This window comes from Capillimicrobium parvum, from assembly GCF_021172045.1.
Classification (GTDB): domain Bacteria; phylum Actinomycetota; class Thermoleophilia; order Solirubrobacterales; family Solirubrobacteraceae; genus Capillimicrobium; species Capillimicrobium parvum.
Map to the genome: position 1 here is coordinate 1,549,875 of NZ_CP087164.1, position 18,972 is coordinate 1,568,846.

At 73.3% G+C, this 18,972-nt stretch carries 23 protein-coding genes; 12 read left to right on the forward strand and 11 right to left on the reverse strand.

From position 1 onward, the window contains the following. Window position 1: 1 nt before the first annotated feature. From DSM104329_RS07595 to DSM104329_RS07605, 3 genes are read right to left on the reverse strand one after another with little or no spacing between them, the layout of a single operon-like run. Window positions 2-1,192, reverse strand: a complete 1,191-nt coding sequence (locus tag DSM104329_RS07595) for an RNA polymerase sigma factor (RefSeq protein WP_259314793.1) — start codon at window positions 1,190-1,192, stop codon at window positions 2-4. 50 nt (window positions 1,193-1,242) lie between these two features. Then, entirely contained in the window at window positions 1,243-1,584 is a 342-nt protein-coding gene (locus DSM104329_RS07600; protein WP_259314794.1) for a YciI family protein, read from the reverse strand. Beyond that, window positions 1,584-2,330, reverse strand: coding sequence for an SRPBCC family protein (locus DSM104329_RS07605; RefSeq protein WP_259314795.1), 747 nt, complete (start codon window positions 2,328-2,330; stop codon window positions 1,584-1,586). The genes DSM104329_RS07600 and DSM104329_RS07605 overlap by 1 nt, the downstream gene beginning before the upstream one ends. Before the next feature lie 49 nt (window positions 2,331-2,379). Between DSM104329_RS07605 and DSM104329_RS07610 the strand changes: the two genes are divergently transcribed. The 5 genes from DSM104329_RS07610 (at window position 2,380) to DSM104329_RS07630 (ending at window position 6,031) form a co-directional block, all read left to right on the forward strand. After that, window positions 2,380-2,574, forward strand: coding sequence for a hypothetical protein (locus tag DSM104329_RS07610; RefSeq protein ID WP_259314796.1), 195 nt, complete (start codon window positions 2,380-2,382; stop codon window positions 2,572-2,574). A 10-nt stretch (window positions 2,575-2,584) separates the two neighbouring features. Beyond that, window positions 2,585-3,226, forward strand: coding sequence for a TetR/AcrR family transcriptional regulator (locus tag DSM104329_RS07615; RefSeq protein WP_259314797.1), 642 nt, complete (start codon window positions 2,585-2,587; stop codon window positions 3,224-3,226). A gap of 57 nt (window positions 3,227-3,283) precedes the next feature. After that, window positions 3,284-4,426, forward strand: a complete 1,143-nt coding sequence (locus DSM104329_RS07620; protein WP_259314798.1) for an acyl-CoA dehydrogenase family protein — start codon at window positions 3,284-3,286, stop codon at window positions 4,424-4,426. 14 nt (window positions 4,427-4,440) lie between these two features. Further along, on the forward strand, window positions 4,441-5,454 hold the full coding sequence (locus DSM104329_RS07625; protein WP_259314799.1) for an acyl-CoA dehydrogenase family protein: 1,014 nt from the start codon (window positions 4,441-4,443) through the stop codon (window positions 5,452-5,454). Window positions 5,455-5,605: 151 nt separating this feature from the next. After that, complete coding sequence (locus tag DSM104329_RS07630; RefSeq protein WP_259314800.1) at window positions 5,606-6,031, forward strand: FHA domain-containing protein; 426 nt, start codon at window positions 5,606-5,608, stop codon at window positions 6,029-6,031. Between the two features lie 81 nt (window positions 6,032-6,112). Here the strand turns inward: DSM104329_RS07630 and DSM104329_RS07635 are convergent, their stop codons facing one another. The 4 genes from DSM104329_RS07635 to DSM104329_RS07650 form a co-directional block, all read right to left on the reverse strand. After that, window positions 6,113-6,595, reverse strand: a complete 483-nt coding sequence (locus tag DSM104329_RS07635; RefSeq protein WP_259314801.1) for a universal stress protein — start codon at window positions 6,593-6,595, stop codon at window positions 6,113-6,115. A 439-nt stretch (window positions 6,596-7,034) separates the two neighbouring features. Then, on the reverse strand, window positions 7,035-7,577 hold the full coding sequence (locus DSM104329_RS07640) for a helix-turn-helix domain-containing protein (protein ID WP_259314802.1): 543 nt from the start codon (window positions 7,575-7,577) through the stop codon (window positions 7,035-7,037). Window positions 7,578-7,927: 350 nt separating this feature from the next. Continuing rightward, a complete protein-coding gene (locus DSM104329_RS07645; RefSeq protein ID WP_259314803.1) occupies window positions 7,928-8,869 on the reverse strand; it encodes a DUF58 domain-containing protein in 942 nt (313 codons plus the stop codon). After that, window positions 8,866-9,903, reverse strand: a complete 1,038-nt coding sequence (locus DSM104329_RS07650; protein ID WP_259314804.1) for an AAA family ATPase — start codon at window positions 9,901-9,903, stop codon at window positions 8,866-8,868. The genes DSM104329_RS07645 and DSM104329_RS07650 overlap by 4 nt, the downstream gene beginning before the upstream one ends. Before the next feature lie 90 nt (window positions 9,904-9,993). Here DSM104329_RS07650 and DSM104329_RS07655 point away from each other — a divergent pair, with 90 nt between their 5' ends. Further along, window positions 9,994-10,650, forward strand: a complete 657-nt coding sequence (locus tag DSM104329_RS07655) for a response regulator transcription factor (protein WP_259314805.1) — start codon at window positions 9,994-9,996, stop codon at window positions 10,648-10,650. A gap of 8 nt (window positions 10,651-10,658) precedes the next feature. Continuing rightward, complete coding sequence (locus DSM104329_RS07660; RefSeq protein WP_259314806.1) at window positions 10,659-11,816, forward strand: sensor histidine kinase; 1,158 nt, start codon at window positions 10,659-10,661, stop codon at window positions 11,814-11,816. Between the two features lie 225 nt (window positions 11,817-12,041). Here DSM104329_RS07660 and DSM104329_RS07665 read toward each other — a convergent pair whose 3' ends face one another. Further along, complete coding sequence (locus tag DSM104329_RS07665; RefSeq protein ID WP_259314807.1) at window positions 12,042-12,701, reverse strand: DedA family protein; 660 nt, start codon at window positions 12,699-12,701, stop codon at window positions 12,042-12,044. An 85-nt stretch (window positions 12,702-12,786) separates the two neighbouring features. On the opposite strand from DSM104329_RS07665, the gene DSM104329_RS07670 reads away from it, so the two are divergent. From DSM104329_RS07670 to DSM104329_RS07685, 4 genes are all read left to right on the forward strand, one after another. Beyond that, window positions 12,787-13,728, forward strand: a complete 942-nt coding sequence (locus DSM104329_RS07670) for a DMT family protein (protein ID WP_259314808.1) — start codon at window positions 12,787-12,789, stop codon at window positions 13,726-13,728. Beyond that, window positions 13,725-14,522: a thioesterase family protein gene (locus DSM104329_RS07675; protein WP_259314809.1), complete on the forward strand. Its 798-nt coding sequence runs from the start codon at window positions 13,725-13,727 to the stop codon at window positions 14,520-14,522. The genes DSM104329_RS07670 and DSM104329_RS07675 overlap by 4 nt, the downstream gene beginning before the upstream one ends. 265 nt (window positions 14,523-14,787) lie before the next feature. Beyond that, on the forward strand, window positions 14,788-14,982 hold the full coding sequence (locus DSM104329_RS07680; protein ID WP_259314810.1) for a hypothetical protein: 195 nt from the start codon (window positions 14,788-14,790) through the stop codon (window positions 14,980-14,982). 96 nt (window positions 14,983-15,078) lie between these two features. Further along, the gene (locus tag DSM104329_RS07685; protein ID WP_259313933.1) at window positions 15,079-16,041 is read left to right on the forward strand and encodes an IS481 family transposase; all 963 of its coding nucleotides are present in this window, start codon (window positions 15,079-15,081) and stop codon (window positions 16,039-16,041) included. Here the strand turns inward: DSM104329_RS07685 and DSM104329_RS07690 are convergent. Beyond that, window positions 16,038-16,697, reverse strand: coding sequence for a TMEM175 family protein (locus DSM104329_RS07690; protein ID WP_259314811.1), 660 nt, complete (start codon window positions 16,695-16,697; stop codon window positions 16,038-16,040). The two genes, DSM104329_RS07685 and DSM104329_RS07690, sit on opposite strands and share 4 nt — an antisense overlap. A 47-nt stretch (window positions 16,698-16,744) precedes the next feature. On the opposite strand from DSM104329_RS07690, the gene DSM104329_RS07695 reads away from it, so the two are divergent. Further along, window positions 16,745-17,341 carry a GNAT family N-acetyltransferase gene (locus tag DSM104329_RS07695; RefSeq protein ID WP_259314812.1) on the forward strand — a complete coding sequence of 199 codons (597 nt, stop codon included), beginning with the start codon at window positions 16,745-16,747 and terminating at the stop codon, window positions 17,339-17,341. A 31-nt stretch (window positions 17,342-17,372) separates the two neighbouring features. Here DSM104329_RS07695 and DSM104329_RS07700 read toward each other — a convergent pair whose 3' ends face one another. Both DSM104329_RS07700 and DSM104329_RS07705 read right to left on the reverse strand, forming a co-directional pair. Further along, on the reverse strand, window positions 17,373-18,122 hold the full coding sequence (locus DSM104329_RS07700; RefSeq protein WP_259314813.1) for an ABC transporter permease: 750 nt from the start codon (window positions 18,120-18,122) through the stop codon (window positions 17,373-17,375). Further along, window positions 18,115-18,969, reverse strand: a complete 855-nt coding sequence (locus tag DSM104329_RS07705) for an ABC transporter ATP-binding protein (protein ID WP_259314814.1) — start codon at window positions 18,967-18,969, stop codon at window positions 18,115-18,117. Before DSM104329_RS07705 ends, DSM104329_RS07700 begins: the two co-directional genes overlap by 8 nt. Between the last annotated feature and the right edge of the window lie 3 nt (window positions 18,970-18,972).

Below are 18,972 nucleotides of genomic sequence, written 5' to 3' on the forward strand. Positions count from 1 at the left end.
GTCATCCTGGCTCGACGGCGAGCCGCTGCTCCAGGAACTCCCGCTCGGCCGCGTTGTCGGTCAGCGCAAGCGCCGCGCGGTAGGCGCCGGCGGCCTCGGCGTCGCGGCCGAGCCGGTGCAGGAGATCCGCCTTGGTGGACGGCAGGTAGCTGTAGCCGGCGAGTCGGTCGTCACGCTCGAGTGCCTCGACGGCGTCGAGGGCGGCCTCGGGCCCCTCGACCATCGACAGGGCGACCGCACGGTTGAGCGCGACGACCGGCGACGGCCAGATGCGCAGCAGCTCGTCGTAGAGGGTGAGGATCTGCGGCCAGTCGGTCTCCTCGTACGTGGGGGCTTGAGCATGGAGCGCGGCGATCGCCGCCTGGAGGACGAACCGCGCGGGCGGCCCCGCTCGCAGCGCCGCGGTGAGCAGGCGGTCGGCCTCGGCGATGGGCTCGCGGTCCCACGCGGCGCGATCCTGGTCGGCGAGGCGAACCAGCGCTCCCGCGGGATCCGTGCGGGTCGCTTGGCGCGCCTGGTGGACAAGCAGCAGGGCGAGCAGTCCGGCCGTCTCGGGCTCGGCCGGCATGAGGCGATGCAGCAGCCGTGCCAGGTCGAGCGCGCGGCCGGTCAGCCCGCCACGCACGAGTTCGTCGCCAGTGCGCGCCGTGTGCCCGGCGGTGTAGAGCAGGTACACGACGGTCAGCACCGCGTCGAGTCGCTCGGGCAGCGCGCCGGCCGCCGGCATCTCATACGGGATGCCGGCTGCCGCGATCTTCTTCTTGGCGCGCGTGATGCGGGCGGCCATCGTGGGTTCCGAGACGAGGAACGCGTGGGCGACGTCGGGCGTCGCGACCCCGCACACGAGGCGCAGCGTGAGCGCCACCTGCGCCTGCCGGGAGAGCGCCGGATGGCAGCAGGTGAAGATCAGCCGCAGGCGGTCGTCGGGGATCACGGCGGTCTCGGGGTCGGGGTCCGCTTCAGGTCCCTCGGTGCCCGCCGGCTCGACCAGCAGCGGAAGCTTGGCCTCGAGCGTGCGAATCCTCCGCAGGAGGTTCAGCGCCCGCCGCCGAGCGACGGTCGTCAGCCACGCGCCCGGGTTGGCCGGCACGCCGTCGCGCGTCCAGGTCTGCAGCGCCTGGACATAGGCGTCCTGCACCGCCTCCTCGGCGGTGTCGAGGTCGCGCGTGACCCGCACCGTCGCGGCGAGCACGAACGCCCACTCGTGCCGGTGCGCGTCGGCGACGGCCTGCTCGATCCCTGTCAGTCGTCCTCCAGGACCTGGAAGTCGACGAGCGCCCGGACTTCGACGCCGCCGTCCACGATGGGCGTCAGCTTCGCGAGCGCGAGCGCGTGCTCGCGGTCGCGGGCTTCGATCACGAAGACGCCGCCGAGCACCTCCTTGGTCTCGATGAACGGCCCGTCGGTCACCTCGCCGCCGCGGATCGTGCCGGCCGTCTCCGGTGGCTCGAGCGCGAGGCCGGCGACGACGCGGCCACCCGCTTGCGCGATGCGGCCGGGTAGGTCCATGTGCGCCTGCATGACCTCCGACGGCAGGTCCGCCGGGGCCACGCGCTCGAAGATCAGCACCGCGTATTGCGCCATCACGCCACCTTCTCATGCGCGAAGACCTCGGCGACCCAATCGCCCCACGCCCGTTCGCTGCGCGCCTGGTCGACGCCATCGGCGAACAGATGGTGCGCGATGCCGGCCGGCCAGCCCCACGCGTCGCGCCCGTAGATGCGGTACAGGGCATCGGCGCTGCGCACGCCGAGAAACGAGCCCGCCGCGTGGTCCACCACCCCGTCGATCGACTCCATCCCGGACGGTGTCAGGCGGACGGGGTCGCCGGCCACGACGTCGTCGGCCAGACCGAGCGCCCGGCGCAGCGCGACGAACCCGCCGCCCACGGACGACTCGGGCGCGTCGACGCTCACATAGGTCGCCCGGCGACCGGCGAAGTGGCACGCGTACTGGCCCAGCGAGTGCTGGTAGAACGTCGTGTGCCGGCGACACGCGTCGAGCTGGCGATCGAAGTCGTCGGCGGGCACCTCGCAACGGTGCGTGTAGTGCAGGTAGGTGATGGCGCCGAGCGGCTCCAGGACGTAGTCGAGCTCGTTCACGCCGTCGCGCTCGGTCTCCGGCCGGGTGCGCGTGGCGAAGTGGCGCGGCGGGTCCCACGCCGTGACGGTCCCGCCCGTCGCCGTCAGCCCGCGTTCGCTACCGCCCACGCGGGGCTCGTAGTCGATGCGCCACATGTAGCCGTCGGCATGCCGCGTGATCGCGTCCCACACCGCCTCCGGGCCTGCGGGCAGCTCGCCCTCCCAGCGCACCACGAACTCCTTGACCATGTCGCCGCTCCTTCGCATCGTCGTCGGGCCTGCGCGTTGCGGCCCGTGTATGACGACGACAAACGGCACGCGCCGGAATCGACAGCCGGGCTACCAGACCAGCTGCGCCCGGACGGTGGTGGACGTGCTCGTCGACCAGGAGGCCTACGGCAAGGCGCTGTTGGGCGTGGAGGAGCCGATCACGCCGCTCGTGCAGCGACTGGCTCGCGGCGCGTACCTTGCAAGTACAGACACGTACCCCTAAGGTACGCGCCGTGGCGGTCCGCTCACTCGTCGGCGAGCATCCCGAGGTCGAGCCTCTCCTGGGCCCGCGCGCCGGCGGGCAGTCCGCACGCCTGCTCGAGGCGATGACGCGCGTCGTGGGCGAGCAGGGCTACGCGGCTGCGACGGTCGCGGACGCGGTGAAGGCCGCGCGCGTGTCGCGCGGCACGTTCTACGCGCTGTTCGCCTCCAAGGAGGCGTGCTTCCTCGAGGCCTACCGCCACGGCGTCGACGTCCTCGTCGAGCGCATCGAGGCGGCGGTGCAGGCCGAGCCCGGGGACTGGCGGGACAAGCTGCGCGCCGCGATGCGCGCATACCTCGCCGAGCTCGACGCCGAGCCGCGCTTCGCCCGCGCGCACCTGTTCGAGATCCACGTCGCCGGCCCGGCCGCCGGCGCGGCCCGCGATGCCGCGCTGTGGCGCTTCGCCGAGCGCTACCGGGCGACCTTCTCGGCCGCCGCCGGCGGCCCCGCGCCGAAGTCCGACGACGCGTTCTTCGCGCTCGCCGCCGGCATCGACCAGCTCGTCTGTGCGCGCCTGCGCGAGGGCGCGTCGCTGCCGTCCCTCGAAGACTCCCTTGTCAACTGCGCCGTGCAGCTAGGGGTGCCGACCGCCGCCTCCGCCGATGCAGGGTGAGCTGCTGAATCCTGCGGCGGGGAGGCGGGCCCCGTCTGCTTACCAGGAGGCCCCTGAATGGACCTGACGTTCAACGATGCCGAGACCGCGTTCCGCGACGAGCTGCGGGCGTGGTTCGACTCCCACGAGCCCGGCCCCGAGCCGCGCCACGACGAGGACGCCCACTGGCGCTGGCGGCGCGACTGGCAGCGCCAGCTCGGCGCCGGCGGCTGGGCGGGCGTGCACTGGCCGCAGGAGTACGGCGGCCGGGGCGCCACGCTGACGCAGTCGGCGATCTTCTTCGAGGAGCTCGGCCGCGCCGGGGCGCCGCTGCCCGCCGACGTGCTCGGCCTCCTGCTCGCCGGGCCGACGCTCATGGTGTGGGGCACCGACGCCCAGAAGGAGCGGCTGCTACCGACGATCCTCAGCGCCGAGGAGACCTGGTGCCAGGGCTTCAGCGAGCCTGACGCCGGCTCCGATCTCGCCGCGGTGAAGACCCGGGCGGTGAAGGATGGCGACGAGTGGGTCGTCACCGGGCAGAAGGTGTGGACGAGCGGTGCGCAGTACGCGAAGTGGTGCATGCTCGTCGCGCGCACCGACCCGGACGCGCCGAAGAAGCACCAGGGCCTGACGTACTTCGTGCTCGACATGGAGCAGGAGGGCGTCCAGGTCCGTCCGCTGCGTCAGATCACCGGCGAGTCCGAGTTCAACGAGCTCTTCCTCGAGGGAGCGCGGATCTCGGACGACAACGTCGTGGGCGGCGTCGGCAACGGCTGGAAGGTCGCGCTGACGACCCTCATGAACGAGCGCGCGGGCCTCGCGTTCTTCCTGCAGGTACGGCTCCGCCAGCAGCTCGACAAGCTCATCGACGAGGCGGCCGCGCGCGGGCTGCTCGACGATCCGGTGGTCGCCGAGAAGCTCGGCGACCTGCACGTGCGCGTCGAGGTGCTGCGCCTCACCGCGTACCGCGGGCTGACCGCCATCGAGAAGTACGGCCAGCCGGGACCGGAGGGCTCGCTGACGAAGTGGATGTGGTCGGACACCAACCAGCAGCTCGTGCAGCTGGCGGCCGACATCCTCGGCGCCGACGCGCTGGTCGCCGACTCGCCCTGGGCCTACGAGCTGCTGCGCGCGCGCGGCAACTCGATCGAGGGCGGCACGACGGAGATCCTCAAGAACATCGTCGCCGAGCGCGTCCTCGGCCTGCCCCGGATGCGCTGAAAGGACATCGCGACATGAACTTCGACTTCACCGCGGACCAGCAGGACATCAAGCGCACCGCACACGACCTCCTCGCGTCGCGCTCGTCGCTGGACCGGGTGCGCGAGGCGGCCGAGTCCGGCACGCCCGACGCTGCGCTGTGGAACGAGCTGCGCGATCTGGGCTGGCCCGGCATCGCCGTCGCCGAGGAGCACGGCGGCCAGGGGCTCGGCACCCTGGAGCTGGCGATCCTGCTCGAGGAGCTCGGCTACGCGTGCGCGGTCACCCCGCTTCTCGGCACGGTCCTCGCGGCCGCGGCCATCGAGCACGGCGGCTCCGACGATCAGCGGGCCCGCTGGCTGCCCGGGCTGGCGTCCGGGGAGATCACCGGCGCGCTGGGCCCGGCCGACGGGCTGATCCCGGACGCGCCCGGCGCCGGGGTCGTCGTCGCCCTGGACGCCGACGGCGGCGCCCGGCTCGTCGATCCGGCCTCGGTCGAGGCGGTCAAGACCATCGACCCGACCCGCGCGTACGGGCGGATGCGGGCCGACGGCACCGGAGCAGGCGAGGCGCTGACCGGCGACGTGGCGGCGGGCGTGGACCGAGGCGCGATCGCGGTGTCGGCCGAGCTCGTCGGGATCAGCCAGCGCGCGCTGGAGATGACCCTCGAGTACGTCAAGGAGCGCAAGCAGTTCGGCACGCCGGTCGGTGCGTTTCAGGCGGTCTCGCACCGCTGCGCGCAGATGCTGCTGTACACGGAGTCGGCGCGGTCCGCGACGTACTTCGCGGCGTGGGCGGCGGACGCGGACGCCGATCGGCTGGCGGAGGGGGCGTCGCTGGCGAAGGCGGCCGCGTCGGAGGCGGGGCGCGAGGTGACCGCGTCGGCGATCCAGGCCCACGGCGGGATCGGCTTCACGTGGGAGGCCGACGTGCACTGGTTCTACAAGCGAGCGCAGCTCGACGCCACTCTGCTGGGCGGCACCGGGACGCATCGCGCGCGCCTGACGCGCCTCGTCGCGGGGCGCCGCGCGGGGGCCGCGACCGCATAGGTCTGTCATCCTGGGGGAAGGCTCGGCTCGCACATCTTTAGGAAGCCCTTGGGCCTTCTTCAGATTCACGCGAAAATGTTGGAGCGCGCCCGGCGGGTGCTTCCTTCACAAGCCTCACAGCCCGCTGGGCGTCGAACTGCCCCCGGAGACGATGACCAAACAGCCCGATCCCGAGCACACCCAGGTCCTCAACTCGCGTGAGCTGGACCGTTCCGCGCTGTCGGTCGAGCGCCCGCAGCCCGGCCGCTACGTGGCCGTGCGGTCGGCGAGCGGCACGACGGTGCTGCCGCTGCGCCGCGGCCGCGTCACGCGGATCGGCCGCGGCCTGAGCGTCGACGTCCATCTCGACGACGCGAGCGTCTCGCGGCGCCATGCGCGCATCGTCGAGCGCAACGGGCGCGCCGTGGTCCTCGACGACCGCTCGCTGAACGGGACGTGGGTCAACGGGCAGCGCGTGGAGGCGGCGATCCTCTCCGACGGCGACGAGATCCTCCTCGGCCGCGTCGTGCTGCACTTCGTCGAGGTCGCCGAGGACGCCGAGGACGCCGGCGACGCCTCGGGCCGCGCCACCGGCTGAGCGGCCCGCGCCACCGGCTGAGCGGCCCGCGCCACCGGCTGAGCGGCCCGCGCCACCGGCTGAGCGGCCCGCGCGCCGGGCTCAGTCGTCGTTCTTGTCCGCGCCGCGCGCGGGCAGGACGAGCACGGGCAGCGCGGCGTGATGGACGACGCCGTTCGAGACGCTGCCGAGCAGCAGCGAGCGGACCTTCGAGTGCCCCCGGGCACCGACCACGACCAGCTCGGCTCCGGTCTCCTCGGCGGTCTCGAGGATCGTGGACCAGATGCTGCCCCGCATCTCGGCGGTCTTCGGCTGCGCGTCGAGGCCGGCCTCGCGCGCGAGCGCGGCGCCCTGGGCGGCGATCGCGTCCGCGTTCGTGCGGATCGTCTGGTTGACGCCCTCGATCTGGGACGGATCGTACATCGGCGAGACGAGGCCGAACGGGTCGCCGGCGGGGCCCGGCGCGACGGGATCCCAGACGAAGACGACGGTGGCGGGCCGGGGGCCGAGGACGTGAGCGGCGCGTTCGATGGCCTGGCGGGCGCTCGGCGATCCGTCGAAGCCGATCAGGATGGGGGCGGGCATGGGCGGGCACGGTAACGCGCTTGCACGGTGACACCGATCCGTGTCACGCTTCCCGGCGGGAAACACAGGCGTTCCCAGAGGTCACTCGACAGCGCGCGCGCTACGTGCCGGCGTTCGGCGGCAAGGGGCAGGCGCTGGAGTTCACGGTGCCGGACAACCTCCTGCACGCGTTCGACGGCATCGACAACGCCCAGACGAACGTCACGTCGACGATCGCAGGATCACCAAGCGGGTCAAGGGCAGGACGGTCGGCTACCTCCAGTCGGCGCAGAAGTGCCCGAAGAGCCGCAAGGTCCCGATCGAGGTGACGTTCGTGACCGAGGCCGGCCAGGCCAGGACGGTCAGCACGCAGCAGACCTGCCGGCCCCGAGGGCGGCGCGCCGTGGGTGCGGGTGGCCGGCCGGATCGGCCGCCCGCGCCGTCCGGCGACGGGCGGCGCTCAGATCGGCGCCGCCTCGTAGGCGAGGAGCGTCAGGCCGGTCAGGACCTCGCCTCCCGTGTTGCCGTTCGTCCGGCGCCCGGCACTCTCGGTCTGCAGCTCGAGGGCGCGCTCCATCAGCCGGCCGACCGCGTCCGCGAGCTCGCCGAAGGCCTGCTCGTCGAGCGTGAGCCGGGTGAAGCTCGCATGGCGGTCCGTGCGAGCGTCGAACGTCCCGGCCTTGAAGGCCTTGGAGACGTCGTTGATGGCCTCCTCGACGGTCGCGCCCGAGATCTCTCCGCGCACGCTCGCCGGCAGCTTCTTGAACGCGCTGTGGTCGAGTCGCGCCCTCGTGATGGCCCGGTAGTAGTGCTCGATGGCGCCGCGCCGCTGGGCGGTGTCGACCAACTCGACGCAGCGCAGCTCGAGCAGCGCCTTGACGTGGTAGCTGACGTTGCCGAGCGGCTCGCTCAGCTCGCGCGAGAGCTCGTTCGGGCTGGCCACGCGTTCGTTGAGGCGGGTGAGGATCCGTGCGCGGAGCGGGTGGGCCAGGGCCTTGGCCATCCTCGTCTCGAGGTCCTGCTCGCTTCGCGGCACCCGCGGCCCAGGCTGGGCCGTTGACACTGGAGTCACGCTTGAACGTCTCCGTTCGGTTGAAAGAGTTATTCGATCAGCGCTGAAAGTGCGCCGCTCGAGCGATCGGGTCGACCGTTCAGCGGCTCCTTTCTGTCTCGCTCCGAGACGCGCTCGTGATGATGACTATAAGTATCAATCACTCAAGGGGGCAAGTGGCACTTGGTTGGGATGTGGCGCGCAGGCGCGCCGAAATGGACAAACCTTGGCCTTTGCTGAGTGGTTTGCGAGAGCGGCGGCGCTAAGACGGCGAGGGCGGCAGGGTCCGTCCCCGGACAGCGTCAGCTCAGCCGGCGGCCCAGAACACGCAGCCAGTCGCCCTCGGTGGAGAGGACGACGTGCTGGCTGCGGGCGCGGCGCAACTCGTCCGCGATGGCGGCGCGGTCGGCGCTCGCCGCGGCGGCGAAACGGTCGCGCAGGCGTCGCGAGGAGGTGTCGACCTCGATCCGCGCGCCGGTCTCCGGGTCGATCAACGCCAGCGGCCCGACGGAGGGCAGGGTCTCCTCGCGCGGGTCGCGCACCTCCACCGCGAGAACGGCGTGCCGGTGCGCGAGGGCGGCCAGCGGCGGCCGCCAGTCGCGCGGGCCGCGGAAGTCGGAGACCACGACGATGAGGCCCGGGTTCGGCGTGAGCGTGCGCAGGCGCGACAGTGAGCGGGCCAGCGGCGAGGGGTGAGCCGGGTCGTGGGCGTGGGCACCGTCCACCGCCACCCCCTCGGCGAGGACGCGGCGGATCCCCGCCAGCGCGCCGCGCCCGCTGCGCGGCGGCAGCAGCCGCTCGGCCGCGGCGCCGGACGTCGCGAGCGCGATCCGCCCGCCGCGCCGCAGCGCCAGGCGCGACACCACGAGCGCCACGCCCTCGGCCACGTCGGACTTCAGGCGGTCGGCCGTGCCGAACGCCATCGACGGGGACACGTCGAGCGCGACCCACGTCGTCAGCGCCCGCTCGGGCACCTGCTGGCGCACGTGCGGGATGCCGGTGCGGGCCGTCGCCGCCGGGTCGAGCTGGCGCACGTCGTCGCCGGGCACGTACGGGCGCAGCTGCGCCAGCTCCGTGCCCTGGCCCAGGCCCGGCGCGCGGCGGTCGCCGGGCAGCACGCCGGCCGCCTTCTGGGCGACGGTGAGGTCGAGCGTGTCGACCAGGCCGCCCGGCAGCGGCCCCGGACCCTGGCGGCCCGGCGGGACGTGCAGGAACTCGGCCCCGGCAGCGGCCCGGGGGCTCATGCCGCGTACTGGTCCCTCGCGTCGTTCGCGCGGCGCCGCTCGCCGGCGGGCAGCGGCACGGCCTCGAGCACGCGGTCGAGGACGTCCTCGGCGGTGATCCCCTCGGCGAGGGCGTCGTAGGACATCACGAGGCGATGGCGCAGCACGTCCGGCGCGAGGTCGCGCACGTCGGCGGCGACCACGTGACGCCGCCCGCGCAGCATGGCCAGCGCGCGCGCCGCGTGGACGAGGCCGATCGGCCCACGCGGGCTGGCCCCGTACTCGACGAACGGCACCAGGTCCTCCAGGCCGTGCTCGGCCGGCCGGCGCGTGGCGTCGGCGAGCGCGACGGCGTAGCCCACCACGTCGCGATCGACGAACACCTCGGCGACCGTCCGGCGGTGCGTCTCGAGGTCGCTGAGCTCCAGGCGCTTCTCGACGACCACGGGGCCGCGCAGCGAGCGGCCGACGACCGCGGCCTCCTCGCCCGGGGTCGGGTAGCCGACGAGCAGCTTGAGCAGGAAGCGGTCGACCTGGGCCTCGGGCAGCGGGTACGTGCCCTCGGACTCGATCGGGTTCTGCGTCGCGAGGACGAGGAACGGCGTGGGCACCGGATACGTGGTCCCGCCGATCGTGACCTGCTGCTCCTGCATCACCTCGAGCAGCGCGGACTGCACCTTGGCGGGGGCGCGGTTGATCTCGTCCGCGAGGACGAGGTTGCCGAACACGGGGCCGAGCTCGACGTCGAAGCCGCCGCCGCCCGCCTTGAGCACGCGGGTGCCGACGAGGTCCGCGGGGACCAGGTCGGGCGTGAACTGCACGCGGGTGAACTTGCCGCCGACGGCCTCGGCCAGCGTCTTGACGGTGAGGGTCTTCGCGAGGCCGGGGACGCCTTCGAGGAGCACGTGGCCGCCGGCCAGCAGCGCGACGAGCAGGCGCTCGAGCATCGCGTCCTGACCGACGATCACCCGCTTGACCTCGAAGAGGACCTCCTCGAGCGCGTCGCGCGGCGAGGGCTCGGGCCGCGTCTCGCGGATGGGGTGGTCGGAGCTCATGGGTGCCAAGGTGCCATACCCCGCGTCAGGGTGCGATAAATGCCGCAGAGGTTTTACCCTCGGCTTACAGCCCGCTCGGACCATCTTCCCATGCGCGTACTGGTCGCCGAGGACGAGCACCGGGTCGCGGACGCGGTCGCGCGCGGCCTGCGCCGCGAGGGGGTGGCCGTCGACATCGCGCCCGACGGCGCCGCCGCCCTGTTCAAGGCGCGCGTCATCGACTACGACGTCGTGGTGCTCGACCGCGACCTGCCCGAGGTCCACGGCGACGACGTCTGCCGCGCGCTCGCGGCCGAGCAGCCCGACACGAAGGTCCTCATGCTGACGGCCTCGGGGACCCTCGACGACCTCGTCGACGGCCTCGCGCTCGGCGCCGACGACTACCTGCCCAAGCCGTTCGCCTTCGCCGAGCTGGTCGCCCGGGTCCACGCCCTGGCCCGCCGCAACGGCCAGGCCCGCCCGCCCGTCCTGCGCGCCGGCGAGGTCGAGCTCGACCCCGCCCGCCGCGAGGTCCGCCGCGCCGGCGTGCCCGTCGAGCTCACGCCGAAGGAGTTCGGCGTGCTCGAGGCCCTCATGGCCGCCGACGGCGCGACGGTCTCCGTCGAGGAGCTGCTCGAGCGCGTCTGGGACGAGCACGCCGACCCCTTCACGAACACGGTGCGCATGACGGTCATGACGCTGCGCCGCAAGCTCGGCGACCCGCCGGTGGTGGACACCGTCGTGGGCGCCGGCTACCGCGTCCGGTGACGGCACCCATGCGCTCGCTGCCGATCTCGATCCGGGCCCGCCTCACCGCCCTGTACGCAGCGCTGTTCCTCGCCGCGGGCGCAGTGCTGCTCGGCATCTCCTACTGGCTCGTCTCGCGTCACTTCGACCGCACGCTGCCCGACGACGCGGCGGCGAGCGCCCTCGCCGACCTGCGCGGCCAGTACCTGCTCGCGCTGGCCGGCACGACGCTCGTGTCGGTCGCGCTCGGGTGGGTCATGGCCGGGCGGGTCCTACGGCCGCTGTCGGAGATCACCGCGACGGCCCGGCGCGTCTCGCAGGACCGCCTCGAGGACGAGCGCATCGCGCTCGGCGGCCCGCAGGACGAGCTGCGCGAGCTCGCGGACACCTTCGACGCCATGCTCGACCGACTGGCCGCCGCCTTCTCCAGCCAGCGCCGGTTCGTCGCCAACGCGTCGCACGAGCTGCGCACGCCGCTGACCGTGCTGCGCGCCGAGGTCGAGGTCACGCTCGCCGATCCGGACGCCCGGATGACCGACCTGCGCGGGATGGGCGAGACCGTGCGCGACGCCGTCGTCGAGTGCGAGGCGCTGCTCGACGGCCTGCTGGTGCTGGCGCGCTCGGACGCCGGCCTGGAGCGCCGCGAGCCCGTCGACCTGGCGGCCGCGGCGTGGCGCGCGGCCGGGCGCACGGACGACGGCCTCGCCGTCGAGCTGACCGTGTCGGCGCCCGAGCCCGTCGTCATCGAGGGCGATCCCGCGCTGCTGGCCCGCATGGTGGCCAACCTCGTCGAGAACGCCGTGCGCCACAACGTGCCCGGCGGCTGGGCGACCGTCGACGTGCACGTGCGCGCCGGCGGCGCGGAGGTCGTCGTCGCCAACAGTGGCGCGCCCGTGCCCGTCGCGTCCGCGGCGCGGCTGCTCGAGCCGTTCCAGCGCCTGGCGCGCCGCGGCGACGGCCCGCCCGGGGCCGGGCTGGGCCTGTCGATCGTGCGCTCCGTGGCCGAGGCGCACGGCGGTGCGGTGGAGCTCGAGCCGCGCCCGGGCGGCGGACTGCGGGTGACGGTGCGGCTGCCGGCTACGTGGTCGGAAGCGACGCCGGGGCCGGCGCCGGCTGCCAACGCGGCTGATCCTGCTGGGCGGCGTCCGGACGGTGACACGCTCCCGGTCGCCGCTGCTCGAAGCTGACCCGGTGGTCGCGGACGGCCGGCCGCTGCGGCTGCTGGCTGGCGGCGCGCAGGTCGGAGTCCAGCGAGGCGATGCCGGCCAGCGAGATGCCGAGCAGCGCGAGCCCGGCACCCAGAGCGCCCGCGACGCCCGCACGGCGGATCGCGTTGACGGAGGGCCGGGACATCGCTCCACAGAGAAGCGCGCTTCCCTCAAGCGAGGATCAAGGCCGGCGGCGCGGGGGCGTCAGGGGGACTCGCAGCCGTGCGCCTCGCCCGGCTCGGCCGGGACCGCGGCGGCGCCGCGTCGTGAGCGGCGGGCGCGCACGTGGCGGACGACCTCGATCACCCCGGCGAGCAGCAGCGCGAGGCCCAGGCCGAGGGCCAGCCCCTTGATCGGGTCCTCCTCGAAGGCGTGGCCGCCGATGTAGCCGATGGCGGCGGAGTACAGCGCCCACGAGAACGCGGCGACCGCGTCGAACAGCGTGAACGAGCGCAGCGGGTAGCCGACCGTGCCCATCGTCAGCGTCGCCGCCGTGCGGCCGCCTGGGATGTAGCGGGCGATGATGAGGATGATCCCTCCGCGCTCGAAGAGCGCGCCGCCGGCCCAGTCGAACGCCGCCCGGCTCCGCGAGCCGGGCTTGGCTCTTCGGACGAGCCGCGTGCCGGCGGTGCGCCCGATGTAGAACGACAGGTGGTCGCCGACCATGGCGCCGAGACCCGCCGCGACCACGACGAGCGGTAGCGACGGGTCGCCGGACGCCGCGAACACGCCCGCGGTTATGACGAGGCTCTCGCTCGGCACCATCGGGATGATCGCGTCGATCGCCGCGAACGCGAACAGGGCCACGTAGCCCCACGGCGAGGTGAGGGCGTCCTGGGCGACGTCGACGAGGGTGTCGAGCACGCCCGGAACCCTAGGCGCGTCTCCGCGTGCACGGAAGGGGGGAGGCCCGCGCGCCCGGGTGGGGTTGCCCGTACCCTGCGCCCTCGTGCCGCTGTCCGTCCAGCTCGGCGTCGTCCTGGCGCTCGTCACCGCGCTCATGTCGATCGTGGGGTTCCTGCTCAAGCACCGCGGTGCGGTGGCGGCGCCCGACGTGCAGTGGCGCCGCCCGCTGCGTTCGACCGTCGACCTGTTCCGGTCGCCGATCTACGTCGTCGGCTGCGTCGTGGCGACGACGTCGTGGGGCTTCCACGTCGGGGCGCTCGCGCTGGCGCCGATCTCGATCGTGCAGTCGGTCATCGCGGGCGGACTCGTCCTGCTGACCGTCGTCGCCGACCGTTTCTTCGGCCAGTCGGTCACCCGGCGGGAGTGGATCGGGGTGGCGCTGACCGCCGCGGGCCTGGCGTTCCTGGCCGCCACGCTCGGCGACACCGGCGACTCCGCCCACGCCGACTACGAGCTCGGGACGCTCGCCGGCTACGTCGGGCTGGCGACGGTCGCCGGCCTCGTGCTCGTGCCGCTCGCGCGCCTGCGCCCACGCGACGGCATCTTCCTCGCGGTGGCCGCCGGCCTGCTGTGGGGCGGCTCCGACGTGACGATCAAGGCGCTGTCGGGCCACACCGACCTCGGGATCGCCGTGATCGTGCATCCGTTCGCGTTCGTGATCCTGATCCTGTCGCTCGTCGGGCTGCTCGTCTCCGCCCGCTCGCTGCAGCTGGGCCCGGTCGTGCCGGTGATCACGGTGACGAGCGCGACGGCGAACATCTTCACGATCGCGGCCGGGCCGATCGTCTTCGGCGAGCCGATGCCCGACGACGCGCTCGGCGTGGCGCTGCGGCTGCTGGCGTTCGCCCTGGTGATCGGTGCGGCCGCGCTGACGCCGCCGCCCGTGCCGGAGACGCTGACGCCGGCCCCGGCCCCGGCCCCGGCCCCGGCCGCGGCCGCGTCCCCGGCCGCGGCCGCGGCCCCGGCCCGCGAGCCCGCGGCGTGAACGTGCTGTACGAGCCGGTCGACGGCGCGCCCGACCGCGTCCGCGCGACGCCGCTGAGCCGCGGGCCGTGGGACCCGCAGGCCCAGCACGGCGGCGCGCCCGCCGCGCTCCTCGGCCGCGCGATCGAACGGGTCGAGCCGGGCACGGACATGCGGGTCGCCCGCCTCACCTTCGAGTTGCTGCGCCCCGTCCCGGTCGCCGAGCTCCGCGTCGAGGCGGAGCTGGTGCGCCCCGGCCGCCGCGTCCAGCTCGTGGCCGCGCGGCTCTTCGCGGGCGAGCAGCTCGTCATGCAGGCGCTCGCCCTGCGGATGCGGCGCGCGCCGGGCGCCGCCCCGGTCGTCGCGGCCGACGCGGCACCGGTGCCGGCGCTCCCCGGTCCCGAGGCCCAGCAGACCCTGGCGACCGAGGACGGCGGACCGAGCTTCGCCAACGGCGGGGTGGAGCTGCGCTTCGCCGCGGGCGGCTACCGCGAGCGCGGCCGCGCCGTCGTCTGGATCCGCCTGCGCGTGCCGGTGCTGCCCGGCGAGGAGCCGAGCGCCCTGTGCCGCACGCTCGCCGCCGCGGACTTCGGCAACGGCGCGTCCGCCGTGCTCGACTGGCACGAGCACGTGTTCATCAACCCGGATCTCACGGTGCACCTGGAGCGCGAGCCGGCCGGCGAATGGATCGCCCTCGACGCCGAGACGACGATCTCCGGCGACGGCACCGGTCTGGCCGTCGCGGCGCTGCACGACGAGCGCGGCCGCATCGGCGTCGCGCTGCAGTCGCTGTTCGTGGACCGCCGCTCGGCCTGAGCCGCGCGGCGGCGGCCCGAGCCGCCCGGGCGCACCGGGCCCGCCCGAGCGTGTCGCGTTGACGGCGCCATCCGCCGTGAACGCGACAGAATCGCGCGCGAACCACCCCCGGACCCACGCCCCTTCGCCGTCCATGCCCTCCCGGGAACGCGCCGCCCCGCAACCCGCGCCTGGTGGAGGCCGCCGCGCGCCTGCGCCGCCGTTCCGTCCGGGCGCCCTGGTGCGATTACAACGCGTCGTCGGCGATTCCCGGAGGACGGACCGCATGGCCAGCATCCGCACGCAGCCCACCGTGGAGCAGGAGCGCGCCGCCGCGCTGCTGACGCTCGGCTTCAACACGACGCAGGCGTTCCTCCTGGCCGCCACCCGGCCGGGCGGCAACCACGTCGAGACCGCCGAGGTCCAGCGCATGCTCGAGGCCGGCTGCTCGCACGAGATGGCGGTGCGGATCCTGCTCTAGCTGACGTGCCCAGGGACGTTCCGAACGCCGTGAAGTAGGTCCGGGCCTGCCGAGAGGGTGTGGGTGTCGAAGCTCACACGTCTCAAGGAGGCCCGGATGGCGCACCATAGAGCCCGGTTCACCGCGCGTGGACGCGAGGTTGTCGTTCGTCGTGTTGTTGACGACGGCGAGACGTTCGCCCAGGCGGCCGCCTGGGCGAACGTCTCGAAGTCGACCGTGTGGGAGTGGGTGCATCGCTGGCGCCAAGCCACGCCGGACGAGCAAACATCGCTGGCGTGTCTGACCGAGCGCTCCAGCCGCCCGCACCGCTCACCGCGACAGGTGCCAGCCGAGGAGGCCCAGCGGATCTGCGAGCTGCGCAAGCGGACCGGATGGAGCCCACGGAGGCTCGCCGACGAGCCCGAGATCGCGCGGTCGCACTCGACCGTCCACCGAGTCCTGCAACGCGCCGGCGTGTCCCGGCGCCCCGCCCCTGAGCGGCCGGCGGTCGTCCGCTATGAGTGGCCGTGCCCCGGCAACCTGCTGCACATGGACGTCAAGCGCTTCGGCAAGTTCACCGAGCCCGGCCACGCCGTCACCGGCGACCGCACCAGGCGCTCACGGCGGGTCGGTTGGGAGTACTGCCACTCGATCGTCGACGATTGCAGCCGCCTGGCCTACAGCGAGATCCACGACGACGAGAAGGCCGCCACGGTCACCGCGTTTACCCGTCGCGCGCTGGACTTCTTCCTCGAGCACGGCATCGTCGCCGAGCGACTGATGACCGACAACGCGTTCGCCTACGTCCACAACAAGACGCTCAAGGCACTGCTGCACGCCAGGGCGATGAATCACCTCCGCACGCGGCCCTACACGCCGCGCACCAACGGCAAAGTGGAGCGCTACCAGCAGACGCTGCAGCGTGAGTGGGCCTACGCGCTCGAATACGCCTCAAGCGAGGCCCGTCGAGCTTCGCTGCCACACTGGGTGCGCCACTACAACGAGCGGCGCACCCACAGCGCCCTCGGCAACCGACCCCCACTCGACCGCGTTCGGCAGGTCACCGGGCTCGACAGCTAGCCCTGGGCGGGCAGGTCGCCCTCGCGGACCATCACGCGGGCCACGAGCCACTGGCCGACGAAGGCCAGGAACCAGGTGTCCTTGGCCAGGTTCGTCGAGACGAAGAACGCCAGCGGGATCGACACGAGGAACACGGTCGGGATGACCATGCGCAGGACCAGCTCGTAGCGCCGCTGGCTCGGCGTGAGCGTCTCGCCGAGCATGTCGCGGCGCACGCAGTACCACCACATGACGATGAACGCGACGGCCTCGAACGTGATGTTCAGCGCATACACCGTGACGGCGACGGGGGTTTGGCCGTAGCGGCCGAGGATCTCCGTCGAGAACGGCATCAGCACGATGAACGCGAGCGCGGCGAGGTTGAGGACGAGCGCCATCGTGTCGAGCTGGCGCACGCGCGAGAACAGGCGGTGGTGGCGCAGCCAGAGCAGGCCGATCACGGCGAAGGAGAGAAAGAAGGTGCCCAGCCGCGGCCAGATGTCCGAGAGCGCCTCCCAGAGCTGGTGGTTGAGGTCGCCGCCCGACAGCGACGGGACGTCGAGCGTCGTCACGAGCAGCGTGATCGCGAACGCGAAGACGCCGTCGCTGAACGCGAGCGCGCGGCTGAACTCGACCTCGCGCTCCTCCCGGTCGAACTGCGACGGGCGGATGCTCACGTCGTGCGACGCTATCGCAGGCGCCCGCGCTCCTAGCATCCGCGCGCATGGTCTTCTCCGTCACCGGCCCGACGCTCTCGCTGCGCCTGCCGGACGAGGACGACGCGCCGGCGCTCTTTCGCCTCGCGTCCGACCCCGAGGTCACGCGCTGGTTCTCGTGGGGGCCGTACACCGAGGAACGTCAGGCCCGGGCCTACCTCGCGAGCCTGCCCGCCCAGCGCGAGCAGGGCGACCAGCTCGACCTCCTCGTCGTGCATCGCGAGGACGGGCCGATCGGCATCACCCACCTGTCGGAGATCAGCCGCCGCGACCGCCGGGCCGTCGTCGGCACCTGGCTCGGCCGCAGCCACTGGGGGACCGGCGCCAACGCGGAGGCCAAGGCGCTCGTCGCGCACCTCGCCTTCCGCGACCTCGGCTTCGAGCGGCTGGGCGCCTACACGGACGTCGAGCACGGGCGCTCGCAGGCCGCGCTCGCCGGGCTCGGCTTCCGCCGCGAGGGCGTCCTGCGCCGCTTCCATCGCCACGGCGACGTCTTCCACGACGTGGTCGTCTGGTCGCTGCTGCGGGAGGAATGGGCGCGGTCGCCGCTCGCCCGCACGCCCGCGACCACCGCGGGCACCCCGCCCTGGTGGCCCGTCTCGTAACTCTCGACCCGAGAGTTACGAGATGAACCACTTAGCTGCGGCGCGCCTCCCACGAGAAGCCGCGGATGGCGAAGACGATGCCGAACACCGTCCACACCGCGAGTACGGCGAGTGCGCCGCCGTGGTCCGAGAGCCCCGCGCCGGTGACCATCGCTCCGGAGAGCCCGTCGATGAGATGCGTGAGCGGCAGGATCTCGGCGATCTGGCGCAGGAACCCGGGCGCGTCGTTGGAGTCGTAGAAGACGCCGGAGATGAAGATGACCGGTAGGAACACCGCGTTGACGTAGGCCGGCGCGGACTCCGCGTTCGGGATGACGTGCGAGAACGCGACGCCCAGCGAGGCGAAGCAGACGACGCCGAGCGCCAGGAACACCACGAGCTCGACGGGTTCCTTGAGCCCGTTGACGTCGAAGAGCACCTTGCCGGCGATCAGCACGATCGCCACCTGCACGACCGTGTTGACGATCGCGTGGGCGGCGAGCCCGCCGAGGTACGCGCCCGGGGGCAGCGGCGTGCCGCGCATCCGCTTGAGCACGCCGAGCTCGCGCAGCGCGACCATGTTGTGGGCGAGCGCGGTGAACGTCGCCGAGAGCACGCACATGCCGGCGATGCCCGGCACGATCACGTTGAGCTGCTTCTGGTCGCCGTGGAAGATCGCGCCGAAGAACGCGAGGAACAGCAGCGGCAGCCCCATGTTGAAGAACGCCGCACTCGGGTTGCGCCAGAACAGGCGGCGCTCGAGGCGGAACTGCCGCCAGGTCAACCGTAGCGCGTCAGACATCGGCCGTCAGCTCCAGGTAGACCTCTTCGAGCGTCGGCCGGCTGACCTCGAGGTCGTCGAGCTGCTCGCCGCGCGCGAGCGCCTCGCCGGTCAGCTCGTGCAGCAGGCCGGTCGGGTCGTCGGTGATGTGCTCGACCTGCTCGCCGAGCGCGTTGCGATACGTCACCCGCACGCGCGCGCCGTGGCCGACGCCGAGCTCCCGCGGGGCACCCTCCGCCAGGATCGTGCCGCCCTTGACGATCGCGACGCGGTCGGCCAGCTCCTGCGCCTCGTCGAGGTAGTGCGTCGTCAGCAGGACCGTCTTGCCGAGGTCGCGCAGCGAGCGGATCGTCTGCCAGGCCGTACGGCGCGCGGCGGGGTCGAAGCCGGTGGTCGGCTCGTCGAGGAAGATCAGCTCCGGGTCGCCGATGAGCGCGAGCGCGAGGTCCAGCCGGCGCATCTGCCCGCCCGACAGCGTGCGCGCCCGTGCGTCCTGCTTGCCGGCGAGGCCCACCAGGTCGATCACCTCGTCGGGGTCGCGCGGCGACGGGTAGAACCCGGCGAAGTGCACGAGCGCCTCGCGCACCCCGATGTTGCGGTAGATGCCGGTCTGCTGGAGGACGATGCCGACGCGCTCGCGCAGCTCGCGCGTGCGCCGGCCCGGATCGAAGCCGAGCACGGCGACGTCGCCGGCGGTCCGCTCGCGGTAGCCCTCGAGGATCTCGACGGTGGTCGTCTTGCCGGCGCCGTTGGGCCCGAGGAGGCCGAAGACCTCGCCGCGGGCGACGTCGAAGGAGATGCCGCGAACCGCCTCCAGCTCGCCATAGGACTTGCGGAGGTCTCGCACACGGATCGCGGGTTGGCCCATCAC

Excerpts from the sequence above, each read along its gene's own strand:
- DSM104329_RS07600 (WP_259314794.1), bottom strand. The coding sequence starts at position 1,584 with ATGGCGCAATACGCGGTGCTGATCTTCGAGCGCGTGGCCCCGGCGGAC.
- DSM104329_RS07605 (WP_259314795.1), bottom strand. The coding sequence starts at position 2,330 with ATGGTCAAGGAGTTCGTGGTGCGCTGGGAGGGCGAGCTGCCCGCAGGC.
- DSM104329_RS07610 (WP_259314796.1), top strand. The coding sequence starts at position 2,380 with ATGACGACGACAAACGGCACGCGCCGGAATCGACAGCCGGGCTACCAG.
- DSM104329_RS07620 (WP_259314798.1), top strand. The coding sequence starts at position 3,284 with ATGGACCTGACGTTCAACGATGCCGAGACCGCGTTCCGCGACGAGCTG.
- DSM104329_RS07625 (WP_259314799.1), top strand. The coding sequence starts at position 4,441 with ATGAACTTCGACTTCACCGCGGACCAGCAGGACATCAAGCGCACCGCA.
- DSM104329_RS07630 (WP_259314800.1), top strand. The coding sequence starts at position 5,606 with ATGACCAAACAGCCCGATCCCGAGCACACCCAGGTCCTCAACTCGCGT.
- DSM104329_RS07635 (WP_259314801.1), bottom strand. The coding sequence starts at position 6,595 with ATGCCCGCCCCCATCCTGATCGGCTTCGACGGATCGCCGAGCGCCCGC.
- DSM104329_RS07640 (WP_259314802.1), bottom strand. The coding sequence starts at position 7,577 with ATGGCCAAGGCCCTGGCCCACCCGCTCCGCGCACGGATCCTCACCCGC.
- DSM104329_RS07645 (WP_259314803.1), bottom strand. The coding sequence starts at position 8,869 with ATGAGCCCCCGGGCCGCTGCCGGGGCCGAGTTCCTGCACGTCCCGCCG.
- DSM104329_RS07650 (WP_259314804.1), bottom strand. The coding sequence starts at position 9,903 with ATGAGCTCCGACCACCCCATCCGCGAGACGCGGCCCGAGCCCTCGCCG.
- DSM104329_RS07655 (WP_259314805.1), top strand. The coding sequence starts at position 9,994 with ATGCGCGTACTGGTCGCCGAGGACGAGCACCGGGTCGCGGACGCGGTC.
- DSM104329_RS07660 (WP_259314806.1), top strand. The coding sequence starts at position 10,659 with ATGCGCTCGCTGCCGATCTCGATCCGGGCCCGCCTCACCGCCCTGTAC.
- DSM104329_RS07680 (WP_259314810.1), top strand. The coding sequence starts at position 14,788 with ATGGCCAGCATCCGCACGCAGCCCACCGTGGAGCAGGAGCGCGCCGCC.
- DSM104329_RS07685 (WP_259313933.1), top strand. The coding sequence starts at position 15,079 with ATGGCGCACCATAGAGCCCGGTTCACCGCGCGTGGACGCGAGGTTGTC.
- DSM104329_RS07695 (WP_259314812.1), top strand. The coding sequence starts at position 16,745 with ATGGTCTTCTCCGTCACCGGCCCGACGCTCTCGCTGCGCCTGCCGGAC.
- DSM104329_RS07700 (WP_259314813.1), bottom strand. The coding sequence starts at position 18,122 with ATGTCTGACGCGCTACGGTTGACCTGGCGGCAGTTCCGCCTCGAGCGC.
- DSM104329_RS07705 (WP_259314814.1), bottom strand. The coding sequence starts at position 18,969 with ATGGGCCAACCCGCGATCCGTGTGCGAGACCTCCGCAAGTCCTATGGC.